This window comes from Candidatus Saccharibacteria bacterium oral taxon 488, assembly GCA_010202845.1.
Lineage (GTDB): Bacteria > Patescibacteriota > Saccharimonadia > Saccharimonadales > Saccharimonadaceae > Nanosynbacter.
Genome location: CP047921.1, coordinates 20,003 through 43,181, shown reverse-complemented (window position 1 = coordinate 43,181; position 23,179 = coordinate 20,003). Strand labels below are relative to the sequence as shown.

Here is a 23,179-nt window from a genome sequence, read left to right as displayed (position 1 = left end):
CAGCACCCCCATAAAATCCAAAGGCTCTATATTGCTCCTTCGTCACAGTGGCTAATATCACGATGCCGCCCTAATACAGCGTATCGGGATTGGCTTTGATTACAAAGAATTTAAACACCTACAAGAATATTTGACATTTTATATAAAAATTGATATGATAAAACTCATGAAGTATGTTGCTACAACTGAAGCACACCAAATATATGAAACACCAGAGGTAACAAAAAGACAACACCAACTTGCCGCGGGCTGGCTCATGTGCGCAATAGAAGCAACTCAACAACGTTATCAAGTATTATCTGAATGTGGCAGAAAAGATGCAGATGAATTAGTTGCTCCTTATTGGGCTGTATTGGAATATTTTAAGGACAAAATAGACAGTGGCAACCCCGATACTATAACGTTTCTCGCAGACCTAGAAGAAAGAACTCCGCATGACATAAGACCTGTATTGATACGGAATCCAGACGGAATGGTAGAATATTCATTTCCACCAAACCTCTTATGGTTACATCTTAATCAGCTCAAATCACTTGCAGATGTCGTCATCAATGCCCAAAACCAGGCAAGTGCTACCGCTCGGAAACGATAAAAGTCTTATCTATTTAACCCCAATGTCGACAAGACTTGATCTTATAAGATATGTAAGGGCATGCTGTTGACTTTATAGATATATTATGTTAGAATTCACAAGATGTGTTTAGAAAAAACAACAACTCCAGACGGTAGAAAAGCTTCTAGGTACGTACAGGAGGTGCTCCGCGTGATAGAGCACAACGAACATGACTTGCCTACCCGTGTTAAAACTCGACTAGGCGATGTAGCCCTCGAAGTTACTAGTTCAATGCGACTTGAGCAAACCATACACTATGAGGGAGTCGCAATATTTCCAGAAGATGACAGCAGTGACTCTGGTCATGAAATTAAGTTAGCACCCTTCTCTCTAACAATATATGATGACACACACAACGATATAGTAGGAGAATTAAGACAACTACAGGCTTAAACGGTTCTTATTTTCTGAGCCTTTCTAATACCCTTATTATGCTTACGCAGTAGCAGATTACTGTTCTTATTTCCGGAGGATGCCCCCTGTTTGCTCTTTAGATATTCTGCTTTTCTCTTCGCTCTCGTATCACTGCGCGTCATCATAAAATCATTGATGCTCAAATAGCTTAGCGTGGCTATATCCCTCTTCAGCCGCTTCGTCCTCTCATCGACATCAGCGCCGACATCTTCTGGTGTTACACTTTCAACGAACCATGCTATTCGCCTTCTCAGGTTTTCTTGCGTAGGATTTTCATGATACAGCCTGTCCATTACTCCCAAAGAAGGGTCCGAAACCTCCCTTCCGGCCGGTGAGGTTTTATCGTACCACACCGGTGTATTATACATCTGACGCTGCACCGATCTTGTGCCATCTTTGTTATCAATCTCTATAGATTTTCCCTCACTGTATGGCACAGACCAAAAATATTCATTTGTAAACTCAGCATCTGGGACTGCGCGAGACAGTAACTGCTGAGTCATATAAGCTGTTGCACCGCTACTTTTAATCTCATCTACGATTAACACTTTTTTACCATCAAGTGTAGTGGGTAATTTCCATACCTCGGTCTTATAGTTATCAGGCGTCAGATCACCAACTACAAACTTGGCACGAATGGCACTAATGGTTTCGTCAGAAATTTCATTGACATTAAACTCAAGTGGGTCACGATTTTCTTCACGAACTAGCGGACGACCGACACGTGCCCACCACTCTTTACGATCAATATGAATAAAATCAAAATGAGGCTTTTTTGTCTCCTTATCGGCCATTACTTCCCATAATGAATCGACAAGCCACGCAACAGGTCTAGCAGACTTATCTAAAAACAACACCTCATCTGGCACAAAGTCTGGCTGCTCGCCTTTATAGCCTCCAAAACGCTGAATCATTGCATCTGTAAGATCAAGGTAGGCTGACAATATCCACTCTCTGCTCCACCGACCATTGAGTTCGCTACCAATAGGAGCATCCCAAGTTCCTTGCTGTTCAAGTACCCCCCCATCGAGATAGCTTAAGACCGCTTCATTATCTTCTAGGCCGGTTGTAATAGAATCAGTGTGACTTGTTAATTTTTCTTTACTACCCATACGGTGAATATTAGCATAAACTTGATAAAAAATCAAGTCCCTGATTCACTATACCCACTGAAAAGTGCTATACTATATCCATGAGACTCTTCAAAACCCTCATCTCGCGCATTCTCGCCCGCTCTGTCACTACATTCTTCCTGCATAATCCGCACATCAAGCTCGTTGCCGTCGTCGGCAGTGTCGGCAAAACTACTACCAAATCAACTCTCGTCAACGTCCTGAACTCCAGCTACAAAGTCCGCACCAACCGCGGCAACTTCAATGCCGAGTTTAGCGCGCCGCTGGAAATTCTCGGTGTCGATTCACCACAGAACCCCCGCTCGGTATGGAATTGGTTATCGGTCTTGGGCCGAGCCCGCCGCGCTGCCCGCCACCAGCACGACCTCGACGTTATCGTCCAAGAATTTGGCATTGATCACCCCGGTGAAATGGCTGCATTTGGCCGCTATATTCGCCCCGACATCACTATCGTCACCGCCATCGCACCCGAACACATGGAGTTTTTTGGCTCACTAGAAACCGTCGCCCGCGAGGAATTTGCCCTCGCTGAATATAGCGAAAAAGTGATCTACAACCGCGATGACATTCGCCCCGAGCTCGTGGACTTCGCCGATTGCGGCCAAATCATTTCCTACGGCACCGAGCCGGGCGCCGACTACCAGATGGCTATCGGTAAATTTACCAGCGGCAAGGGCTTTCAGTGCCAGCTCATCCACGCCGACCAGACCTCGCGTCCATTCATCATCCCTGTTGTCGGCACGCATCAACTCCGCGTTGCCGGCGGCGCGGCGGCGGTGGCTTTAGAGCTGGGGCTTGACATCGAATGTGTGATGACCATGCTCGAGAATTTCACGCCAGTCAGCGGCCGCATGAATATCCTGCCTGGCATCAACAATGCAACCATCATCGATGACTCGTATAATGCCAGTCCCCTCGCCGTAAAGTCTGCCCTGACGACACTTTACCAGCTGCCCGCCAAAACCAAAATCGCCGTCCTTGGCGACATGAACGAGCTGGGCCAGACCACGGCTGCCGAACACGCCGCCGTTGGCGCGCTATGCGACCCAAAGCAGCTCAATCACGTCATCACCGTCGGCCGCCTGGCCGAGCAATTTCTCGCTCCAGTTGCTCGGCAAAATAGCTGCACCGTCACCTCGTTTACTAAGGCCACTGACACTACTGAACTCCTCACCCGCTTGGCCAATAGTGATACCACCCTCCTATTCAAGGGCTCTCAGGGCGGCATCTACCTCGAGGAGGCTATCAAGCCGCTTCTCAAAAACCCCGCGGATAGCCAAAAACTCGTCCGCCAATCAGACGCGTGGCTCGAAAAGAAACGGAAGTTTTTTGAAAGCAACCATTGATGACCGAAAATGCCACATCAAAAAAATCAATTGCCACCCGCATTGTGCGCTGGCTTATTTACGGTCTGACAATTCTCGTTTTTGTACTTGCAACTGCCCATAATGACCACCTACACAAGCTCAACTCCGACCAATTTGGTCCGCCTGACTATTATTATGATTACTATCTGCACGACTCAATGTGGTTCATGGTGGCCATGCTTATCACTTTGCTGATGATAGGGATAACGGACCGGTCAATCACCGCCGCCCGCCACCAGAATCTACGCAATCGCTGGCCGCTCGTCATAACGGGTATTCTGTTTTACCTCGCAATACTGATACTGCTTCTCGATGTGACAATCGGCGGGTGGGGTATTCCCGGGCACTGCGGCAGCGGATTTTCTACAGGTAACTGCTTTCTGGCTGATGGACTCGGGGAATTCGTATACCTGTTCTGTATGCCACCGCTTTTCATCTGCGGAACATCTCTTATGACTATCAATCGCCGCACCAAGTACCGCCAGAGTCGTAAAAAATCACTGCGATAGCTTATAGAGGAACGCCAGCCAGAACAACGCCGCTACCGCGAGGCTGCTCAGCGCACAGAGTTTATATACACCCCGCAGCCACACCACCATCCACACTCCCGCCGCCGATAACAGCATCGGCAGCGCCATTGCCGCTATCTCGATGACATGATATTCACGAATCCACCACGTATCCCACCTCGCCACAATAAAGAGCAGCACGCACAAAGCTATCGGTGCGACTACCAGCAAAACTACTACTGTATCGCTTAAGTATGGCTTGTCCGTCGTCGCTACATCATCTTTCATAACCTACCCCTTCATGATAAATCGGCTACACTAGTTAATCAACCTATCACCGCAACCAAGTAGCTACCAAATCATTGCACCTAAATTTATTTCTCACAACTCACCCCCTTCGGTAGTCTATTTAATTTTATTAATCCTCGTGGTTTGTAACCGTTTGATCCTGGCCTCAATACAGGCGACAAGTAGTCTTCAGGTCCCAAAGCGTAGCACTTCTCGTTTATGTCTTTTACCAAAACTATAGGCATGCCTTTTGAAATATTATTATCTTTATCATCTTCTTTATCTTCGTTAAGCTCTGGTTTACCATTGCGAGCAGTATAGAGGATGGGGTCGGTGATTTCAGGGTCGCAGGCATCGTCGATGCCGTCAAGGTCTTCGTCTTTGTTGGCGGCTTGAGCGAAAGCTCCGCAGGGTTGGAGTTTGTCTGGCGTACCATTTTCATCAATATCATCTGGGTTTGGACCTTTGATGAGAATTGTTTGATATAATTCGATCTTTTCGCCCGCTGACGATTCACCAGAAACAACAATAGTATGGTGGCCAGCAGGGATGTTGGCAGGAATCTTCAAAGATTTCTCAATAGAACCATTATCTTTGACGTCAATATCGCCGAGGTTCGTTGGTTCAGAATAAAGGTTAGCTTCGACTTTCGAATTTGGCTTGAATAAATTGATACCGGTCGTGATTTTAAGAGGGGCAAACATCAAATTCTCACTCTGTTTCTTAACGGCTTGTCCGGTTGATAGTTGGTAATGAATAAATTTGACATCTTCCTGTTCATCTGTCATTTTGAAATAGGGAATATCTGGTATTTTGTCTTTGGTCGCATTTGTGTCAGGGCAGCTTATTCTACCGTCTTTGCATATTTTGTAGTCTATCGGATTAGTACCACCAAGTTCGTTTCTGAAGGCGCGGGCAATATCGGCGTGACCCCTACTGTTTGGATGAAAACTTTCTTGTCGCTCATTGCCATTTGCTCCAAATATATTTGTTATTGCCGTTACATGATTATCTTTGTCTCCACATAGCCAATGGTTGCCAAAGGCATTTTCAATGTCAACATATTTGACTCCAGCTGCCTTTGCCGCTTGGCGAATAACACTGTTGTAATACATAACTGAATTAGTAATCATCTCTCGTTCACGAGGATTTAGATTAAAAGTGCTCACGCACGGAGCACCTGGAGCACCATTTATAAATTGAGGATAGCCTAGTACGTAGATCTTCGCCCTATTGTTCGTAGCAGCTTTTAACTCCTCATACAGGGATTTTAGCCTATCAAACTGACCCTTTAGGTCATTCTTCAATCTACTTCGATTCTTAACCTTTGCCCACATACAGTCATTCGGAGAAAATAAACCCACACAGGTTTCTAGTTTCCCACCAAAATCCACATCATTCCCGCCCGCCGTCAGCGTGATCACCTTTGATTGGTATTTCTTTACGAACTCGATTTGCTTGACGCGCCCTGGAATCATCTCGTTGAGCGCCATCTTCTGCAACACTCCTTTATTGTCATAACCATGCAGCCGTCCGAGCGGGTTGCCCTGCCCTTCATAGCCGCCCGAACTATCCCAATTCATGTCGTACACCGTCGCCCCGCTGCACGTAACCGATGCCCATTCTGCCGACGGGCCGCTACCCAGCCCCATCCAGTTCGCCAGCTTGTACGGATACGAACGCGTGCTGACATGGCACTTTTCCCTTGGCGCACCCTTCGCCCTATCTTCATTCACATCCGTCCACTGGCGATAATACTTCTGACCGGTCGCTGGATTTTTATCAGTGTCGCCTTCGCCGCTGGAGAAGGAATCGCCGAGAGCGAGATACTTAACATTGCGTCGATCGCCAGGAATCGGCTTACCCTTGTAACCGTCTGGATATTCGACGTCGAAGGTTGAGGTGAAGATTTTCATATCGTTACCACCGCTCAACGGCATATACGACTCGTTAAACCGAGCAGTAGGCACATAGCCATTTAGATAATTTCCCTGTAAAAACTCAACTTCACAACCGCCGCGCGCCTGGAGCGGTTTAACACTGCCCGCGATCATGCCATGCAACTCTGCTCTGCTACCCCATTTATGTGTAATGAAGGCAGTTCTATATGGAGCATCACCGAGAAACTTGATGTAGAAATCATCTCTGCTCTCTGACCAAAATACCGTTATGAAATGAGGGTCTACTGTTTTACCGTTGACTGTAACTTGTCCATAGGCAACAGCATACGCTCCTGTCGCCATCGCCCGTTCGAGACTTGCCATATAACTTTTATGATACTTATGATTGTCAGGAATATTGGGATACTTAAACGCTGTAAACCAACTGTTAGAATAGTCTGACGGTGCACAAAATTTCTTGTGATAATTTATGTAATTTATTAATTTTTTTACTGTTATTTTGTCTGTAAAATCATCATATTGAGACGAGTCTGGCCACCATCCGATCGCTGAGCGATTGTCCGGAAATTTGGGGCCTGCATAGCCACTTGGATAATCAACAGAAAACGTAGACGTAAAGAGTTTTTTATTTGATTCTACAGATATATTCATATCAAATATAAAAGCCTGCGAATGTTTATGTCCCCATAAATATTCAGGGGCACAATTACTACCTCCCAAAACCAACTTAGGACTGGCCACAGTGGCAACATAAAGTTTTGACTGACTACTTTCCCTTCTCGCTAGAGCAATCCCGCTTGTCTGATGATTTTTATAAAAACGATACGTATAATCATCCTTACCGTCCTCTGTCCAAAAAACTTTTATGAAATACGGGTTTGACGTATTGTTATGCTTGTTATTCTGCTCATAAACAACCGCTTACGCACCCTTTGGCGACGATATGGCGCGTTCTAAACTTTCTACCGCCGCCTGATGATCTTTGGGGTCGCCTGAATAATATCTCTTTTGCTTAAAGGCAAACAGCCACTTCTTCGCGTAATCGTCATCAGGACTTCCGCAGGTCTTGCCATGATAATTATCAATATGATGAATTAGTGTTTTTGTTGAGACTTTATCAATAATGTCATCATACTCAGAAGCCGCTCCAGCTATCGCCGGCACCGCGATGCACGCCGCTAACGTAGCCCCAATAACACTAATAATACGTTTCCACATAAGCGCCCCCTCCGTTATGCTTATGTCAAAATTGTACCAGACCGCCCTGCGTAGAACAAGAAACCAACCTCTCACCTACTTAAACCGTCGCCGCAGCGCGATAATGTCCATCCGCGCTAAGTCCTCGGCGGGTAGCTGCCGCATATATTCAATCACCCGGGCTGCCAGCGCCGGATCAGGACAATCGGGCCTCGTTGATGGCCGCCGACCAGCCTGCAGTGCCTCCAGCGCTGTTCGCATCTGCCGCCAAAAGGTATAATAATCAAGCTTGACCTTGACATGATGACCACCAGCATCTTCGAGCACAAAGCCCTCAATCCACTCGCCCCGCCACTGATACATCATGCCTTGAAGCTGATCGAGCCACGCCGCAAACTCCCTCCACGACGAAAACTCCGCCGCCAGACGCTTGCTGTTCGCCCCGATCTCACGCGCAAATCGCTCCCGCTCCTGCCGGTCGACCGCCTCGTATGCAACCTGCCGCTTGACGATATCGAGCAGCACCAGCTGATCCGACTCATACGCGATAATATGCGGATCAAATCGCGGCAACACGACCTCAAACAATAGGCACGCATTATGCCGGCGCAGATAATCAGTGATGGACGGTAGCTTGGCTCGAAATTGCTCCAAAAACTCTCGCCGAAAGGCCGCCGCATAGTCACCCTCGGTCGTTGACTTTGACGCCATCACCAGCCCACCCGCTGCCGAATCATACCCGACCAACCCCAAAAAGCCATTCTCCTTCACCCACGCCCGCACCGGAAAGGCCATCGTCTGCTCCAGCGCCGCTAGTTCAGTATCGCGCCGCTCGCCAATGTTAAAAAACTTATCATAGGCCCGAATCACGATCTCGTTCGTCAGCGTATTGAGAAACAGTCCGCGCGCCCGCATCGTCTGCGTCGTCCATGCTTGGCGATAAAATGCCTCGGGCTTGAAATTAAACGAGCTGATGTCCCCTGGCAGGATTGATTCACGAATGTAGCGATTCTGCCGCAGCTGGCTTAGGAACGCTGCGTTTTCTGGATACAGCCGCGCTGCTGCCTGTTGGTTTCGAATAGCAATCGGCGTCATGCCGTTCTCGTCCAACCGCACTGTTCGCAGCTCGCCGCCAAACTCAACCTTTCCCTCTAAATTGTAGCACCGTTCGTTGTAGTGCATGGGATAATTTTGCCTGTTGCGATGCCCGTGAATCTGAAACGTCGCGTCATCAGTCTGCGCCAAAAATGCATCATCCACCGCCCCAACCTCGTCATAGGCCCCCACGCCATGGATCAGCTGGCTGGTCGCCACCAGCGGCAACCGCTCCGGCAGCGTACTAAGTCCACCATGCGTCACCAAGACCGTTTGACCTCGAAACTGATATAAAATATATTGATCCATCCGCCGCATTAGCCGCACTACCCTGCACTTATCGATGCCTGCCGCCTCCAGCTGTGGCTGGGTTTGTTCGCTAAATACCCGCGCCGCAACCGGTTGATCGGTCGCCCACTGCCAGAGATATAGCTCGTGATTACCCTCGACGAACCGTACGTTTGGCCTCTCAAGTAACTCGTCACAAACAAATCGCATCACCGCATCATTCTCCGTGCCGCGATCCAACAGGTCACCGACAAAAATATACAGCTCATCATCCCGAAGCGGATACCGCCCGAAATATTCCTTGAGCGGCGTAAAACACCCCTGCACATCGCCAATATGATGAATCGCCCGATACCTATCAACGTTCTCCGGCTGATTAGTAAGCAGTTGATTCACCTCCTCAGCCGTCCGCACCACCGTCACCCATTTCGGCAGCGAACTCTGCTGTAGTCGCCGATGCATACGCTTAAGCACGCTACCCGGCACCACCTTATAGCTCGGCCGCTCTTTATTACGCTGCTGACATACCGCCAGCGGCACATCAGCAAAATCAATCACCACCAGCCGGTAGCGATATTTCCGGCATAGCTCGCCATACGTCTTGAAATAATTTGGCGTCGTGTGCGTTGCATCAACCACCGTCGTCTCACCCCGCGTCATCCGCTGCTCCAGCATCTCGTGTAGCAACCGCCACACCATTGCATCCTGACGCGACGGCATAGTCGTTTGCCCGTCAAGCGTCAGCTGCGGCGATGCCAGCATCAGCCGTATCACGTCCGGCGACAACGTATAATTATCAAGCCCCTGCTCCGCGAGAAACGTCGACTTACCAGAGCCGGGAATCCCTCTGGTTACCAATAGTAGCCGCATACCTCACGCCGCCCGTTCCCGACCAACGATCTCGCGCACCACCTGGCCATCATTCCACGGCAGCCGCTGGCCATTGACGATCCGATATTGTTCGTGACCCATGCCAGTGATCAGCACCATGTCGCCCTTCCTGGCACAGCCGAGCGCTCGCTCAATCGCCTGACGCCGATCGGCAATCTCCGTCGTTTTCGCGTCGCCACGACCGCGCTCAATTCCTTCCATCAACATCCGCCGGATCTGCTCCGGATCTTCGTTATAACTCTCCTCGTCAGTCAGGAAAATCCGATCCGCCCCACGCGCCGCGATCTCACCCATAATCGGTCGCTTGCCCTGATCACGATCGCCACACGCCCCGAACACCAAGATCACCCGCTGCTTGGTGATGCCGCGGGCCGCCGCCAACAGTTTTTCCAGCGCATCCGGCGTATGAGCATAATCAACGATCACGTCATAGCCCAGACCCTCAACCGCTCGCTCAAACCGCCCCGGCACGGCCTCGACATTGGCTACGCCCTCCTGGATATCCTCCAGCTTGACGCCCAATAAATACGCCAGCGTCGTCGCAGCCGTCATATTCATCACGTTGAACTCGCCCGGCAGATTCGTCGCCAACTCCAAGTGTGTCTGATGATCCAGCACTACGTCGGCCTCGGTGCCCTTGCGGTACAACTTGACGTGGGTAATCTTTGCCTCAGCCTCCACGCTTCGGCCATACGTCATCTTTTGCTCGCTGGCGACAAACTGATTGAAATAATCATACCACTCGTCATCGCGGTTGAGCACGATAAACCGCGGCCGCAGCTGAAACAGCTTGCCCTTGGCCGCCGCGTACTCTTCCATCGTCTTGTGATAGTCGAGGTGATCCTGCGTCAAATTCGTCATCACCGCCGCCTCGATCGGCACGCCGTCCAGCTTGTGCTGATCCAGCGCATGACTCGTCACCTCCAGCACCACGTAGTCAGCGTTCGCCCGCTTGGCGTCGCGGAAAAACCGCTGCATTCGCGCTGTGCTCGCCACCGTGGCATTGAGGTCATTGAGTTTTCGCTTGCCCGCCACCTCGATCACCGCTGTGGTGAACATCGCGGTCGTGAAATGAGCTTCTTTCAAAATCTCATTGATATAGCACGACGTTGTCGTCTTGCCATTCGTCCCAGTCACCGCGATCACCCTGAGGTGCTTTGACGGATTACCATACCGCGCGCTAACCAGCTTGACGCGCAACCGCCGATACCCATTTTCTAACCGCCGCAGCATCCCGCCCGGCAGCACTTTCCTCACAAACTTCACCAATGTGGCTTTCATGTCCCTATTTTACCACTTATATTTGCTATAATAAAAGCAAATGAGGATTTTGGGAATCGAGTCTAGCTGCGACGAAACAGCGGCGGCGGTCGTTGAAAACGGCGAACGCTTGCTTTCTAATGTGGTCAATTCCCAAATCGACATCCATGCCGAATACGGCGGCGTCATCCCGGAGATTGCCGCCCGCAGCCATCTGGAGGTTATTAACCCGGTCATCAAAAAAGCCCTGTCCGACGCTGATTGCACCTGGGACGATATCGACGCCATCGCCGTCACCTACGCGCCCGGGCTGATCGGCTCGCTGCTCATCGGCACTCTCGCCGCCCGTACCCTCGCCATCATTCACGACAAACCGCTTTACAAGATACACCACGTCGAGGCGCATGTGTATGCTAATTTCATTACAAAACAAGGATCTCGCCATATTATTGATAAGTCAAAAACTGTCGAGCCAACCTCAGCAGTCGTCTTTGAAGAGGCTGTGATGGGCGCGCCAAGCCCCGTCAGCCGAACGCCACGGGCTGGCGAAGCCACCCGTAAAGAGTACTCCGAAAAGATGATTGCTGAGGTTGGCGACGTCCTCAATGCAGTCGCCAAAGAATCTGACGAGAAAGCATCTCGGCGTGCGGAAGCCGTTGTTAATTCTAGCGATTTGGTGCTGTCTTTACCATATCATCAACCCGCTTTCCCCCTCCTCGCCCTCATCGTCTCTGGCGGGCATTCGCAGCTCGTCCTTTTCCAGAATCACGGCGACTACCGGCTCATCGGCCAGACCCAAGACGATGCCGTCGGCGAGGCGTTCGACAAGGTCGCCAAAATCATTGGCCTGCCCTACCCTGGCGGCCCGGCCATCGCCAAGGCAGCCGAGCTCGGTGATCCTCACGCCTTTCACCTGCCCATCGCCAAACTCGCCGGCGAGTACGATTTTTCCTTCTCCGGCCTCAAGACAGCCGTTCTGAGAGCTGTTCAGCGCGAAGAGGGCAAAGACTTCACCTTCCCGTCGCATGAGCTTCCTGCCCTAGTAAACGATGAACTGAGGCATAATATGGCAGCCAGCTTCCAGTACACCGCCGTTAAAACCCTGGTCGACAAGACTAAGAAAGCCTATGACAATTTCCAGCCCGCCTCCGTCGTCATCGCCGGCGGGGTCGCCGCCAATCAAGAATTACGCCGCCAACTGCGTGATGTCTTGCCAATCGACATCGAATATGCACCGATCCAGCTCTGCACCGACAATGCCGCCATGATCGCTGCGCTCGGCTATTTCCGTACTCAAATCGACCCGCCGGCTGACCCGTACGACCTGGAAGTGCAGCCAAGTTTATCAATGACAGCAATCTAACGTTGTGAGGATTACAACATGAACCAACATTTTTTACAATCAACCGCCTGGCAAACCTTTCAAGAATCGCTCGGGCGCACCACCTTTCGCAATAGCGGCCCGGGCTGGGAATATCTAGCTATCCTGGAGCGCAGCACCGGCAACTCCCGCCTGTACTGCCCGTATGGCCCGACTGCCGATGACGAACATTCGCTAGCGGCATCTCTTGATTCCCTAGCTCAGCTTGGTAAAAAACACTGCGTTACTTTCCTGCGCGCTGAGCCAACCAACCGCGCGTTTACCGCCTATCTGCAAACTCACGGCTGGAAAAAAGTCACCTACCAAAAGCTCCAGCCCGAGCACTCGCACGTCATTGACTTGACTCAGCCGCAAGACCAGCTGATCGCCCATATGGCGCAGCCAGTTCGTAATGTGTACCGCAATTATCATAAAAAAGGCGTTGCCGTCCACCGCTCGACTGACCCGCACGACATTGATATCTTACTGAAATTTGTCCACCAGGTCGCCCGGCAGCGCGGCATTACGCCACATCCTGATAGTTATTTTCGCCAGCAAGCCGCCACTCTCTTCCCGCTCGGCGCGGCCACGCTGTATTACGCCGCGCTTGATGATCAGCCCATCGCCGCTGCCCTGTTTTACCACAGCAGCGACACGCTATATTACGCCCACGCTGGCGCCTCATCAGACCCAGCTCACCGCAAACTTAACGCTGGCACTGCCCTGCTGGCCGAGGCAATTATTAACGCTCAGCAGCGCGGATTAACCACCGCTGACCTCTACGGCATTGCCCCCGACGGCGCCGACAAAAACCATCCGTGGACTGGCTTCACTAAGTTCAAACGCTCATTTGGCGGACACGACGTTGCCTTTGCCGGCGCTTGGGATTTGCCATTACAGCGCAGCCGCTACTGGCTGTACCGCGCCTACCAAACGCTGCGTTAAAACGCCCCTAACCAGGCATTATCTACGGTTTTGCCGCCCCTTTTTCTGTGGTATAATTGGCTTGGTAATATAACCGCGTGGAGAGATATCTTACGCCTATTGTCTGAGTTTTCACGTGAAAAATCTTGACGGTAGCGATGCTCGCTTTTCACGTGAAAAGTAGGAATTATTCATGCAACTAGCCAAACAATACACCCCAAACGATTACGAACCAAATATTTACGCCATGTGGGAAACCAGCGGTGCATTGGAGCCGACCGGCACCGGCAAACCGTACTCCATCGTCATGCCGCCGCCCAACGCTAATGGTAACTTGCACATTGGCCATGCCCTAGACATGAATTTGAAGGATATTATGATCCGCTATCACCGCATGAAGGGCGACGACGCGGTATTTATTCCTGGAGCAGATCATGCTGGCTTTGAGACATGGGTAGTTTATGAAAAAGAGCTAGCCAAACAGGGGAAAAGCCGCTTTGACTTTTCACGTGAACAACTATACGACCAGGTTTGGAAGTTTGTGGAAGAAAAACGCGGCAACATGGAGTTGCAGCTGCGCGCTCTGGGCGTCAGCGCTTCTTGGCAGCATTTAACCTTTACGCTGGACGATAAAGTCATCGCTACGGTGTACGAGACATTCAAAAAGATGTGGGATGACGGGCTAGTTTACCGCGGCGAGCGGATCGTTAATTATTGCACCAAACACCAAACCAGCTTCGCCGACATTGAGGTTGAACATAAAAATGAAAAAGGGAAGTTGTGGCAAATCGCTTACCCGACGCTGGATAAAATCGGCGAAATCGTAGTCGCCACCACGCGGCCAGAGACCATGCTGGGCGACGTGGCAGTAGCCGTCCACCCGGACGATGAGCGCTACAAACACCTCATCGGCACACGAATTTTATTGCCAATCACCGACGAGGAAATCCCGATTATCGCCGACGAGTACGTCGATATGGACTATGGCACTGGCGCAGTGAAAATTACACCGGCACACGACCCGAACGACTTCGAGATGGCCCAGCGCCACCATCTGCCGCTCAAACAAATCATCAGCCAAGAGGGCACCATGGTCAACGTACCGCCGCAATTCTTAGGCCTGACGCCAGCAGAAGCCCGCACTCGTGTCTTAGCAGCTCTGGAATCTTTGGAGTTGCGCCGCGGCGAAACAGACATTGAACATGCCGTCGGACATTGTTATAAATGCGGCAGCGTGATTGAGCCGATGGTTAAGGAGCAGTGGTTTATTAAAATGCAGCCGTTGGCTCAGCCAGCCATCGAAGCCTTAGAGAGGGAAGAGATTACCTTTTATCCAGCCGCTAAGCGCAAAGAACTCATCGCTTATCTTAAACAACTGAAAGACTGGAATATCTCCCGGCAAATCCCATGGGGTATCCCGATTCCAGCATTTGTCAATGAAAGCGACCCGCGCGATTGGATATTCAACATCCGCACTGACGAACGAAAGATAGTTGTAAATGGCACAACATATATCAGAGAAGAAGACACCTTTGACACCTGGTTCTCGTCTGGGCAGTGGCCATACATTGTTACCGATTATCTAAACGGCGGGGAACTAGCCAAATATTTTCCAACCAGCCTGATGGAAACTGGCATGGACATTATGCGGGCATGGGTAGCGCGCATGATTATGCTCAGCCTGTACCGCACTGGCAAACTACCGTTCAAGGACGTCTATCTGCACGGTATGGTCAACGACGAACATAATCAAAAAATGTCCAAATCCAAAGGTAATGTCATCAACCCAATGGAGCTAGTTTCAGAATTTGGCTCGGACGCCACCCGCATGGGTATAATCGCTGGCCGGGCGCCGGCCCAGCATCAAGCCTTTAACAAGGGCGCGGTCATCGCTGCCCGTAATTTCTGTAATAAGCTGTGGAATATCGCACGCTTCGTCGAGGCGCAAATCGGCGACGAACACCAAATCGTTGACCTAGAGCCGCAGACACCGGCCGACCACTGGATTATCCGCCAGCTGAACGACGCCGCTAATAACGTTGCCGTCCGCCTGGAGCAATACCGCTTTTCTGAAGCTGCAGACACAGTCTATCACGCTATTTGGGACGACTTAGCTGATTGGTACATCGAATCGTCAAAAACCGCTATCAACCGCCCATTGCTGTCATGGGCGCTAGCGACCAGCCTGAAAATCGCTCATCCATTCGCGCCATTCGTCACCGAGACGATTTGGCAGACGCTTAATTACACCGATGGCATTTTGATGCGTGACCACTGGCCAACCCCAGAGAAGTTCGACCCCATCGCCGCTGAGCAGTTTGAGCAGCTAAAGACGCTGGTCGCCGAAGGCCGCTGGGTGATCGCTGAACTGCCGGGCAATAAGAAATACCGCTTGTTATACGGTAATGACAGCCTCATCGCCGATAATCAAGACACCATCAAACACCTCATGCGCCTGGAGTCAATTGCACACACCGACCAGCCACGGGGCCTTAGGTTAGCGGCAGCAAACAGGGAAGCGTGGCTGGATATTGACGAGAAGACGCTCTATCAGCACCAGACCGATCTGGAAGTACGGCTAAGCGAGGCGCGGCGAACCCTGGCTAACCTCCAAGCACGACTGGATAACCCAACCTACATCGAAAAGGCACCAGCCCATCTCGTTGAGGAAACTCGCCAGCAGCTAGCCGAGCAGGAAAAGCTCATCCAGCGCTTTATCAGTGAGCTCGAAGTCATCAGCTCACGCTAATCGGATCGACCATCAGTCGATGCCCGTCAATGTCACCATCGCCACCGCGGCTGACAAGCTTGGTGTGTAGGTGCTTACGATCAGCACTGCGCGGCGTCGTCCGCGGGTGGGTTTGCCCGTCTTTTAGCGCCCCCGAAAAGTCATGATGGTCAGAGTGAGTATGCGGTGAGGAATGCGGCTTAGCGTGGTGGTCGTCATCGACCTGATATGCATCTTTCATAACCCGCCACGCAGAAATAACTGCTTTGTCAACATTCGTGTCATGCAAAAACACGCCGAGGCTGGTCGATAGGCCGAGTGCCATGGTGGCAGTAGTGAGAATGTGTGATAAATATTTCATATTATTTTTATGTTTATCTCTATGGACCTAACCATAGCAATGTTAGGATAATAGCATAAGGTTTTTAATTTGTCAATAATATTTCCTGATTTAGATGGTGCCGTCTGTCCAGAATTCCCGATCGACACCCATTCCGCATACTGACAAAATAAAATAAGTCCCGGATAAACCGAGACGAGAGCGGCATAACTCTGGCGGAGGAGGGGAGATTCGAACTCCCGCTACAGATCTCTCCGTACTAACGATTTAGCAAACCGTCCCCTTCAGCCACTTGGGTACTCCTCCATGAGCCAAAAATAGTGTATCATAGAAGTAGTGGCCTGGCTAGCCCTGTGGCTAGCAGGCGGGCCGCAAAACTTGACAATAAACCCAAGAAAGAGGATAATAACGCGCATGAAGAGGTTTTTCGCAAGTATCGTTAGTATCATGTTGACCATCGGTGTCGGCACGGTAGTTTTGAGCACTCCAGCGTTCGCACTCGGCGAGGGCGGTGTTACTCGTGGCATCAATGACGCGCGTGGCGACGGCGTGCCAACCAACTTAACTAACGGTGACAGCTCGTTGGTGAAAAAAATTATCAACATCATGCTCTATTTCATCGGTATCCTCGCTGTGGTAATGTTGATCTTTGGCGGCTTTCGCTACGTTGTTTCTAGTGGTAACAAAGACGCGGTCACCTCGGCAAAGAACACCATTCTCTATGCGGTCATTGGTCTGCTCATCGCCCTATTTGCTTACGCCATCATTCAATTTGTCCTCAATACCGTAATTGGTCTCGGTGGTAACTCTACCGACGTATAGCAGATCATACCGCTCATGGTATACTAGACATATGGAAGAGCAGCCACACGCAACCGACACCGAAAACACCCAGCAAGACGCGGCCCAGCCGATGATTGACTTATCGCAGCCCATCGCCTGGCAGGCTCCCGAGGGCGTGCAGGCTCACCGTACGACCGGCTGGTATGTTGCTGTTAGTTTCGTGGTGCTTGCCTTGATGGCGCTGGCGATCTTTGTTTTTAATAGCTGGACGTTCGCGATTTTGCTGCCGATTATGGCGGTGGCGCTCGTACTACTTCGATCCAAGCCATCGGTGATGGTCAATTACGCCATCAGCCCCAAGGGCGTTTACGTCGCCGACCGTTTGTATGATTTTAGTGAGTTTCGGGCCTTTGGGCTGGGCCAAGACGGTGATCAACACTCGGCGATTTTACTACCGGTCAAGCGGTTCTCGCCAGCACTGACCATCTATTTTTCTGAGGCCGAAGGCGAGGCCATTGTCGACATGCTGGGGGCGCGGCTGCCGATGCAAGAAATCGCGCCAGATGCACTGGAGAAGCTCATTCGGATCATCAGGCTATAGCTTGCCCCGAGCTAACAGGTGTGCTAGAATACAAAAGTTCATTGCCACTGGCATTGAAAGTTCTTTATATTTTTGTTATAGCCAATCGGATTTCCGAAAGGCTGTATGCACCCGTAGCTCAGCTGGATAGAGCGTTGGCTTGCGGAGCCAAAGGTCGTACGTTCGAATCGTGCCGGGTGTACCATTTTTATTTGGAGAGGTGCAGGAGTGGTTGAACTGGCCGCTCTCGAAAAGCGGTATGGGGCAACCCATCGAGGGTTCGAATCCCTCTCTCTCCGCCAGAATCCAGTCGCTACGATTAATTGGAAGGGTGACCGAGTGGTTGAAGGTACCGGTCTTGAAAACCGGCGTGCGCTAACACGTACCGAGGGTTCGAATCCCTCCCCTTCCGCCAGACACGACATCATGAAAGAAAGATTAGAAACATTAGCCAAACGGGGGGTCGCTACTATAGCGGCCCTCGCTTCATTAGCGCTATCAGCGTCCAGCCGCCCGAGCATCTCGCCCGAGCAGGCGAAGCACACCTACGTCGTCGGCATGGGCGATTCAGTCGCCAGTGGGGCAGGGCTGGGAAATTACGACGACACAACAAAGGAGTGCCGGCGCTCACCAGAAGCTTATGCGCGGCAACTCGAAGCGTCTGGCATTCCCCCGGGTAACATTACCCTCGTAGCCTGTCGCGGCGCCGGGCCAGAGCATATCTCCGGCCAGCAGTTTGACGACCAGCCACCACAGATCAATGCCCTTGGCCCCGAAACCGATATCGTCACACTGACACTTGGCGCCAACATGGCTGACCTCAACGTAGTGTTCGACGCCTGTTTGCACGAACGATGCGGGACGCGCAGCGAGATGTATATCGACGTCTTTCGCCGACTGTACTCAGACGAATATCGTCAGTCGCTCGAGCAAGCCTACCGCTCTATCCTTGAACATGCCCCCAACGCCCAGCTATACATCAACCTCTATACCACACCCATTCAGCCACGCGACATCTGTCCAACGATTATCAATAACGATACCGACATTTTGTCGCCAGCTTTATCGAGACGGTCAATCAAGCTATCCGCGACGTTGTGGCTGGCATGCACGAACCGCGGATCACCTTGGTCGAGCCGCCAAAGAACGTCGATGCTTGCGCCACGTTTGGTCTTGGTGTGGTAACTGGAGGTGACGACGTGGGCCATCCGACCACCCATGTCCACCACCAAATCGCCAAGACAACCGCCGAAGCCATCTTGCATGATAATAACGCCCCACCGAAAGCCCGCACATGAAAATTACCATCCTCACCGTTGGCAAGCGGCACGAGCCCTGGGTAGAGCCAGGCATTAAGCGCTTTTTAGAGCGCCTTAGAGCGCCATTCGCCGCAGAAATGATCATCATCCCACATTCCGGCCAAATCAGCGACAGAGCGCGCCAGGACGAGTCAGAACGCCTGATATCTCGCCTCAAGCCGCACGACTTCGTCATCCTCCTCGACGAGCGCGGCCGCAACCTGGGCTCGCCAGAACTATCGCAGCTCATTCTCGATCACACCGATCAGCACATCGTTATCATCATTGGCGGGGCCTATGGCGTCACCGAGATGCTTCACCGGCGAGCCGACATCGTTTGGTCACTATCACGCCTGGTGTTTCCGCACCAGCTGGTACGGCTCATTCTCGCCGAGCAGCTGTACCGCGCCCAAGAGATCGCTCGAGGCGGTTCGTATCATCACGACTAGGATGTGGCGGCGTCTTTGCAGCAGCCTTTTTATCGTTCCCATGGCGAGCGACAATCCCCACGCGAATGTCCCGCGCGCCAGCCGCTCGTAGTGTCTGGGCCGCCGCTGTAATCGTTGAGCCAGTGGTGAAAATATCATCCAAGATCAGATAGGGAACATCGGCCTGAGCACTGCGCGCCCGGAAAAACTGCTGCGCCTGCTTTCGACGCTCAGCCGCCGAGCGAGCATAATGCTGCGTCACATTCGTCTGCCTGACCAAGGGTCGCTCGACTCTCAATCCCCGCCGCCGAGCAAATTGCCGAGCAACCAGCAACATATGATCATAGCCGCGCTTACGAATATTGGCAGGAGCCGTCGGCACCGGTACAACCACCGTCGAGACCTCGTATTCTGGGAGCAATTCGTCTAGGGTCCTAGCCAACACCCTACTGGCGGCACGTACGCGGTGAAACTTATAATCATCAATCAGCCGCGCCACCGCACCTCGCCGCCACAGCACACAGTCTAGCGCCTCGTAGGGCAGGGCATGTCGCCGACACACGTTGCCACTGGCGCACGGCTGTCCACAAATAACGCAGGCTCGACAATGATGCCGCTTTACCGCCTCAAGACACGACCGACACAAAAGCGAGCCAGTTGCACCACAACCATAACAATAATGTGGCGCGATATATGATAATAGCGTATCAATAGGCATTTTTCGCTTTTTCGCCTTTCACTCTTGATTATAGCGCACATAACCGTTATACTAATAGATGATATTGTCAATCAGCCTATAAAGGCGGAGGAAACATGGCACGCAAAAACGACGATTTGTTAATTGAGGATGAGCTAACTGCAGCTTTCTTGAATGATGATCTGGCTAACGACGCACCACAACCAGCCGCTCCTGCAGCAACACCGGCTACTGCAGCGCCCGCTCCTGAGGATGACTGGGAGGATGAGGCCGATGATCTGATGGGGCAGCTAGCGGTCGATGTATTTGAGTCAGAAACCGAACTTATTATCAAAGCCCGGACGGCTGGTGTTGATCGTAACGACCTAGATGTCAGCATCTCGGACGGCATCCTCACGATCAGCGGCACCCTATCAAGCGGCGACGAGACCGATGTCAAGAACTGGCATATCCAAGAATGCTACTGGGGCGAATTTAGCCGTACCCTGGCGCTGCCCGTCGCGGTCAACGAAGAAGGCGTCAAGGCCGAACTCAAAGACGGCGTGCTCACCATCACTTTTGAGAAAATTAAACAAGAACGTGCCAAGAAAATCCAGGTTCTCTAATTCAAAAGACGAACCAGCGTTTAATTGTTAAAACCGCAATAAAAACTAAACCCCCGGAAGCGCCGGGGGTTTATAAAGACCTAACGTGATCCCTACGAGCCAACGCCAGTGGAAGTAACCAGTACGAAGTTAACGATAGCATAAGCAAAGATCGCCACCACCAGACCAATCACCGCGTACATGATAGTATTTTTAGCAGTAGTCACCTTACTCGAGTCACCAGATGAAGTCGTGTAAAGGATGCCGCCCCAGATCAACATAATCACCGACAGAATACCAACAAAGTAGAGGATGCCATTGACAACATTCTTAACAAGATCATTTGGCCTATCAACACCGTTAGCGGCACCGTCGCCCTTGGCGGCATCTGCGCCATTTCTAAGGTTATATTGTGCGTTCGCCACCGGCACTGTCGCAAATGCCAGCACCGTCACAGCGAGCACACCAGCGATGATAACTTTAAGTTTGTTCATTTATTGCTTCCTTGTTTAGGGTTAATGTCATTTCAGCTGTTATTCTATCATCATTTAGCTACTTAAACAAGCCAAAGACCCAGTTAACGATGGCATACGACATGACCACTACAGCGATACCGATCACCGCGTACATGATGGTGTTTTTAGCAGTGGTCGCTTTCTGGCTATCGCCTGACGAGGTAATGTACTGAAAACCGCCCCAGATCACAACAATAACCGCCACCGCACCGACGAAGTAGAGAAAGATATTAACCACCTCGCCAATGGTTGTACCAATAGGCTTCGTGCTCATCTCCTGTGTTCGAGCTGCATCCAAACCGCTCTTAAATTGGGCCGACGCGGATGGCAGGGCGATCGGCATGACGACAGCCACGGCAGCAACCGCTAATGACAAGACGGCGGTTACGAGGGTTTTTCTATATCGTTTCATACATTTCTCCTTTTTTCTTATATTTTGCCAAACACAAAATCAACAATGGCATACGATAGAAGCGCTACGGCGACACCAATCACCGCGTACATAATGGTCGACTTGGCAGTTTTAACCTTATTAGAGTCGCCGGCCGAGGTCACATACTGAAAGCCACCGATGATGATCATGATGACAGAAATGGCGCCGAGGATGAGCAAGATAGCATTGATGAGGTTCTTGAACAGTGGTTGCACCGTCGCGCCACGGTTTTTACAGACTTCACCGCTGGAGCCCGAGCAGGCACCGTAAATGTCGACACTCTGGGCGGATACACTTGAGGTGACTACCAACGGGGCGATGAGCGCCGCTATCACGCCGATAATGACTATGAGTTTTTTCATATTGCCGATCCTTTCATGCCACTGATGACAAAGTTAGTTATGAGAAATGCGGAGAGGATGATAATGATGCCGATAATGGTACCGAGAATGGTGTTTTTCGCCTTGGTGAGCTTATTGGTGTCGCCGCCCGAATTGGCGTAATTGATACCGGCCAGCACCAACATCAAAATCGCGATCGCCCCGGCAAAGAAATACACCGTATTGAGGATGTTACCCAGTGCATCCGCCGAAGCACTGTTCGTCGGAATGCCCAGCGAATCTGGCGACCCCAATACACCGGCTACAAATCGCATCATGACCGTGGCAACCCCAATCCGTCAGCCACGACATTCACCAGCGCCACCGAGGCAATAGCAATCACTAGGCCGATCGCCGCATTAATCACCGTCTTCATGCCATTGGCCATCTGTCCCGGCTCACCATTGCTCGTCAAGTACAAGAAGCCGCCGTATATCACAAAGCCGACCGTCACAAAGCCCGCCAGCTGCAACAGATCCTCGACAACATTCAATATCGCCCGCCAGATAAAGCCGTTGAGCGTGGCGTAATTACCCGGGTCGTTTTGGGCGCGCTTATCGTTATTGTCGACAATCGCCTTGAGATTACAATCCGACTTGGTCAGCCCGTCGTACCACGGCTTGAGTGTCAAGATGTTGCCGCCACAAGCTGCGCTGGCCGGTGTTGCCTGAACCACCGACAACATCAACGACCCCGCGATCATCAGCCCCAGCGCGATCACAATGTGCTTCATCAGAACACCCCCCCAGGGATCAGGAAGTTAGTGATAGCCACAAAAAACGCGAATATGATGAGACCGATGGCAGTGTTGACCCAGAGCTCTTTGGCTTTTTTGATATTGTCTGGGCTACCGCCAGACGCAGAGTAGAGAATGCCGCCATATATCACCGTACCGACCGCCAAGATACCGATACCAGCAGTCATGATCTGGATAACCATTTTGATGATACCGAGAATAGCAGTATCGCCAGTCGCACCGCCACAATTAATGATCGAGGTCTTTGCGCCGCCGCATTCAGTATCAGCGAACACAGGTATGCCAGACAGCACGACGCCACACATAACAGTTGCGAGAAAGATAGCGGTGATGAAAATATTTCTTTTTGTCATAACGGATCTCTTACCCTAAATTGTAAAATAGTGGCAGGAAAAATGCAAACGATTTCTTGAAAA

25 protein-coding genes and 4 tRNA genes are annotated in these 23,179 nt (G+C 51.2%); 14 read left to right on the top strand and 15 right to left on the bottom strand.

All coding sequences use genetic code 11. The features are described 5' to 3' along the window. The first annotated feature begins 154 nt into the window (after nt 1–154). Complete coding sequence (locus tag GWK78_00210; protein QHU93473.1) at nt 155–592, top strand: hypothetical protein; 438 nt, start codon at nt 155–157, stop codon at nt 590–592. A 410-nt stretch (nt 593–1,002) separates the two neighbouring features. Here GWK78_00210 and GWK78_00205 read toward each other — a convergent pair whose 3' ends face one another. Next, the gene (locus tag GWK78_00205; GenBank protein ID QHU93472.1) at nt 1,003–2,175 is read right to left on the bottom strand and encodes a hypothetical protein; all 1,173 of its coding nucleotides are present in this window, start codon (nt 2,173–2,175) and stop codon (nt 1,003–1,005) included. Between the two features lie 44 nt (nt 2,176–2,219). Here GWK78_00205 and GWK78_00200 point away from each other — a divergent pair, with 44 nt between their 5' ends. Both GWK78_00200 and GWK78_00195 read left to right on the top strand, forming a co-directional pair. Beyond that, entirely contained in the window at nt 2,220–3,506 is a 1,287-nt protein-coding gene (locus GWK78_00200; GenBank protein ID QHU93471.1) for a hypothetical protein, read from the top strand. After that, the gene (locus GWK78_00195; protein QHU93470.1) at nt 3,506–4,036 is read left to right on the top strand and encodes a hypothetical protein; all 531 of its coding nucleotides are present in this window, start codon (nt 3,506–3,508) and stop codon (nt 4,034–4,036) included. Before GWK78_00200 ends, GWK78_00195 begins: the two co-directional genes overlap by 1 nt. Here the strand turns inward: GWK78_00195 and GWK78_00190 are convergent. From GWK78_00190 to GWK78_00170, 5 genes are all read right to left on the bottom strand, one after another. Continuing rightward, nucleotides 4,025–4,324 (bottom strand): hypothetical protein, encoded by a 300-nt coding sequence (locus GWK78_00190; protein QHU93469.1) that lies wholly within the window; start codon nt 4,322–4,324, stop codon nt 4,025–4,027. The two genes, GWK78_00195 and GWK78_00190, sit on opposite strands and share 12 nt — an antisense overlap. 86 nt (nt 4,325–4,410) lie before the next feature. Then, nucleotides 4,411–6,966 (bottom strand): hypothetical protein, encoded by a 2,556-nt coding sequence (locus GWK78_00185; GenBank protein QHU93468.1) that lies wholly within the window; start codon nt 6,964–6,966, stop codon nt 4,411–4,413. A gap of 180 nt (nt 6,967–7,146) precedes the next feature. Continuing rightward, entirely contained in the window at nt 7,147–7,443 is a 297-nt protein-coding gene (locus GWK78_00180) for a hypothetical protein (protein ID QHU93467.1), read from the bottom strand. 75 nt (nt 7,444–7,518) lie between these two features. Beyond that, nucleotides 7,519–9,675 carry an AAA family ATPase gene (locus tag GWK78_00175; protein ID QHU93466.1) on the bottom strand — a complete coding sequence of 719 codons (2,157 nt, stop codon included), beginning with the start codon at nt 9,673–9,675 and terminating at the stop codon, nt 7,519–7,521. Nucleotides 9,676–9,678: 3 nt separating this feature from the next. Further along, a complete protein-coding gene (locus GWK78_00170) occupies nt 9,679–10,977 on the bottom strand; it encodes a UDP-N-acetylmuramoyl-L-alanyl-D-glutamate--2,6-diaminopimelate ligase (GenBank protein QHU93465.1) in 1,299 nt (432 codons plus the stop codon). 40 nt (nt 10,978–11,017) lie between these two features. Here GWK78_00170 and GWK78_00165 point away from each other — a divergent pair, with 40 nt between their 5' ends. The 3 genes from GWK78_00165 to GWK78_00155 all read left to right on the top strand — a co-directional run bounded on the left by GWK78_00165 (nt 11,018) and on the right by GWK78_00155 (nt 15,989). Beyond that, on the top strand, nt 11,018–12,319 hold the full coding sequence (locus GWK78_00165; protein QHU93464.1) for a hypothetical protein: 1,302 nt from the start codon (nt 11,018–11,020) through the stop codon (nt 12,317–12,319). A gap of 18 nt (nt 12,320–12,337) precedes the next feature. Next, the gene (locus tag GWK78_00160; protein ID QHU93463.1) at nt 12,338–13,261 is read left to right on the top strand and encodes a peptidoglycan bridge formation glycyltransferase FemA/FemB family protein; all 924 of its coding nucleotides are present in this window, start codon (nt 12,338–12,340) and stop codon (nt 13,259–13,261) included. Nucleotides 13,262–13,433: 172 nt separating this feature from the next. Beyond that, nucleotides 13,434–15,989 (top strand): valine--tRNA ligase, encoded by a 2,556-nt coding sequence (locus GWK78_00155; GenBank protein QHU93462.1) that lies wholly within the window; start codon nt 13,434–13,436, stop codon nt 15,987–15,989. On the opposite strand, the gene GWK78_00150 is transcribed toward GWK78_00155, so the two are convergent. Both GWK78_00150 and GWK78_00145 read right to left on the bottom strand, forming a co-directional pair. After that, nucleotides 15,976–16,329, bottom strand: coding sequence for a hypothetical protein (locus GWK78_00150; GenBank protein QHU93461.1), 354 nt, complete (start codon nt 16,327–16,329; stop codon nt 15,976–15,978). The two genes, GWK78_00155 and GWK78_00150, sit on opposite strands and share 14 nt — an antisense overlap. Nucleotides 16,330–16,521: 192 nt before the next feature. Next, nucleotides 16,522–16,614: transfer RNA gene (locus GWK78_00145), tRNA-Ser, on the bottom strand. A gap of 108 nt (nt 16,615–16,722) precedes the next feature. Here GWK78_00145 and GWK78_00140 point away from each other — a divergent pair. From GWK78_00140 to GWK78_00110, 7 genes are all read left to right on the top strand, one after another. Further along, a complete protein-coding gene (locus GWK78_00140; protein QHU93460.1) occupies nt 16,723–17,130 on the top strand; it encodes a hypothetical protein in 408 nt (135 codons plus the stop codon). A 31-nt stretch (nt 17,131–17,161) separates the two neighbouring features. Then, nucleotides 17,162–17,692, top strand: coding sequence for a hypothetical protein (locus GWK78_00135; GenBank protein QHU93459.1), 531 nt, complete (start codon nt 17,162–17,164; stop codon nt 17,690–17,692). Between the two features lie 107 nt (nt 17,693–17,799). Further along, a tRNA-Arg gene (locus GWK78_00130) sits at nt 17,800–17,876 on the top strand. A gap of 9 nt (nt 17,877–17,885) precedes the next feature. After that, nucleotides 17,886–17,973 (top strand) — tRNA-Ser (locus GWK78_00125). 23 nt (nt 17,974–17,996) lie between these two features. Continuing rightward, nucleotides 17,997–18,086: transfer RNA gene (locus GWK78_00120), tRNA-Ser, on the top strand. 11 nt (nt 18,087–18,097) lie between these two features. After that, nucleotides 18,098–18,856 carry a hypothetical protein gene (locus tag GWK78_00115; GenBank protein ID QHU93458.1) on the top strand — a complete coding sequence of 253 codons (759 nt, stop codon included), beginning with the start codon at nt 18,098–18,100 and terminating at the stop codon, nt 18,854–18,856. A 109-nt stretch (nt 18,857–18,965) separates the two neighbouring features. Next, the gene (locus GWK78_00110) at nt 18,966–19,418 is read left to right on the top strand and encodes a 50S rRNA methyltransferase (GenBank protein QHU93457.1); all 453 of its coding nucleotides are present in this window, start codon (nt 18,966–18,968) and stop codon (nt 19,416–19,418) included. Here GWK78_00110 and GWK78_00105 read toward each other — a convergent pair. After that, the gene (locus tag GWK78_00105) at nt 19,351–19,959 is read right to left on the bottom strand and encodes a hypothetical protein (GenBank protein QHU93456.1); all 609 of its coding nucleotides are present in this window, start codon (nt 19,957–19,959) and stop codon (nt 19,351–19,353) included. The genes GWK78_00110 and GWK78_00105 overlap by 68 nt on opposite strands. A 251-nt stretch (nt 19,960–20,210) precedes the next feature. Here GWK78_00105 and GWK78_00100 point away from each other — a divergent pair, with 251 nt between their 5' ends. Continuing rightward, nucleotides 20,211–20,699: an Hsp20 family protein gene (locus GWK78_00100; protein ID QHU93455.1), complete on the top strand. Its 489-nt coding sequence runs from the start codon at nt 20,211–20,213 to the stop codon at nt 20,697–20,699. Nucleotides 20,700–20,791: 92 nt separating this feature from the next. On the opposite strand, the gene GWK78_00095 is transcribed toward GWK78_00100, so the two are convergent. Genes GWK78_00095 through GWK78_00070 form a run of 6 tightly spaced genes read right to left on the bottom strand, consistent with a single transcriptional unit; the run spans nt 20,792 to nt 23,116 of the window. After that, nucleotides 20,792–21,172: a hypothetical protein gene (locus GWK78_00095; GenBank protein QHU93454.1), complete on the bottom strand. Its 381-nt coding sequence runs from the start codon at nt 21,170–21,172 to the stop codon at nt 20,792–20,794. A gap of 58 nt (nt 21,173–21,230) precedes the next feature. Continuing rightward, on the bottom strand, nt 21,231–21,605 hold the full coding sequence (locus tag GWK78_00090) for a hypothetical protein (GenBank protein QHU93453.1): 375 nt from the start codon (nt 21,603–21,605) through the stop codon (nt 21,231–21,233). Nucleotides 21,606–21,622: 17 nt separating this feature from the next. Further along, nucleotides 21,623–21,988, bottom strand: a complete 366-nt coding sequence (locus GWK78_00085; GenBank protein QHU93452.1) for a hypothetical protein — start codon at nt 21,986–21,988, stop codon at nt 21,623–21,625. Continuing rightward, nucleotides 21,985–22,284 (bottom strand): hypothetical protein, encoded by a 300-nt coding sequence (locus GWK78_00080; GenBank protein ID QHU93451.1) that lies wholly within the window; start codon nt 22,282–22,284, stop codon nt 21,985–21,987. Before GWK78_00080 ends, GWK78_00085 begins: the two co-directional genes overlap by 4 nt. Then, nucleotides 22,281–22,739 carry a hypothetical protein gene (locus GWK78_00075; protein ID QHU93450.1) on the bottom strand — a complete coding sequence of 153 codons (459 nt, stop codon included), beginning with the start codon at nt 22,737–22,739 and terminating at the stop codon, nt 22,281–22,283. Before GWK78_00075 ends, GWK78_00080 begins: the two co-directional genes overlap by 4 nt. Further along, a complete protein-coding gene (locus GWK78_00070; GenBank protein QHU93449.1) occupies nt 22,739–23,116 on the bottom strand; it encodes a hypothetical protein in 378 nt (125 codons plus the stop codon). The genes GWK78_00075 and GWK78_00070 overlap by 1 nt, the downstream gene beginning before the upstream one ends. Between the last annotated feature and the right edge of the window lie 63 nt (nt 23,117–23,179).